Source organism: Nitrosospira multiformis (assembly GCF_900110185.1).
Lineage (GTDB): Bacteria > Pseudomonadota > Gammaproteobacteria > Burkholderiales > Nitrosomonadaceae > Nitrosospira > Nitrosospira multiformis_A.
The window spans coordinates 1-1,092 of the sequence record NZ_FOCT01000047.1 but is presented as its reverse complement, the minus strand read 5'-3'; the positions used below and the strand labels follow the sequence as shown (position 1 = coordinate 1,092).

General features: G+C 58.1%; 1 protein-coding gene. It reads left to right on the top strand.

Going from position 1 to position 1,092, the window contains the following annotated elements; all coding sequences use genetic code 11:
- A partial coding sequence (gene coxB, locus BMY01_RS16920; protein ID WP_439331423.1) for a cytochrome c oxidase subunit II occupies window positions 1-1,079 on the top strand: 1,079 nt, incomplete at its 5' end.
- Between the last annotated feature and the right edge of the window lie 13 nt (window positions 1,080-1,092).

The following is a 1,092-nucleotide window of genomic DNA, read 5'->3' as shown; positions in this document are numbered from 1 at the left end:
CCGGACTGGCGATGGCGGCAGCCGACCCCTACCAGTTAAATCTGCCCGAGCCGCAGACAGTCATTGCCCAGCAGATCTACGACCAGCACACGATGGTTCTGTGGATTTGTCTGGCGATATTCATCGGCGTGTTCGGCGTGATGTTCTATTCGGTAGTCAAGCATCGCAAATCCAAGGGCTATGAAGCCGCCAACTTCCATCACAGCACCACGGTCGAGATCATCTGGACGGCGATCCCGTTCCTGATCCTGGTCGGCATGGCTTTTCCCGCCACCAAGACCATCATTGCCATGAAGGATACAACCAATCCGGACATCACGGTCAAGGCGACGGGTTATCAGTGGAAATGGGGCTACGACTACCTGACGGGTGAAGGGGAGGGGGTCAGTTTCCTGAGCGCGCTTTCCACGCCCAAGTCGCAGATCGACAACGCGGCACCCAAGGGCGAGAACTATCTCCTGGAAGTGGACAATCCGCTGGTCGTTCCCACAGGCAAGAAAGTGCGCGTGCTGATCACCGCCAATGACGTGCTGCACGCCTGGTGGGTACCGGCGTTAGGCGTCAAGCAGGATGCCATTCCCGGCTTCATCCGTGATGTGTGGTTCAACATCGAGAAGCCCGGTACCTATCGCGGCCAGTGCGCCGAGTTGTGCGGCAAGGAGCATGGTTTCATGCCGATCGTGGTAGAGGCGGTGGAGCCTGAGAAATACGCCGCCTGGGTGGCAGAGCAGAAAACCAAGCTGGCGGCAGTGGCCGTGGACGTCAACAAGGAGTTCACGCTGGACGAGCTCAAGGCCAAGGGCGAAGCGGTATATAACGCCAACTGCGCTGCCTGTCATCAGGCCAATGGGCAGGGTGTGCCCGGCACCTTCCCTGCCATCGCTGGATCGAAAGTTGCCACCGGACCCAAGGATGGCCACATCAACATCGTCATGAATGGCAAGAGCGGCACGGCAATGGCGCCATTCAAGCATCTGTCGGACGTGGATATTGCCTCGGTGATCACCTACCAGCGCAATTCCTTCGGCAATTCGACAGGCGATGCCGTCCAGCCATCCGAAATCAATCAACACAGATAATAGCCTCAAGGAG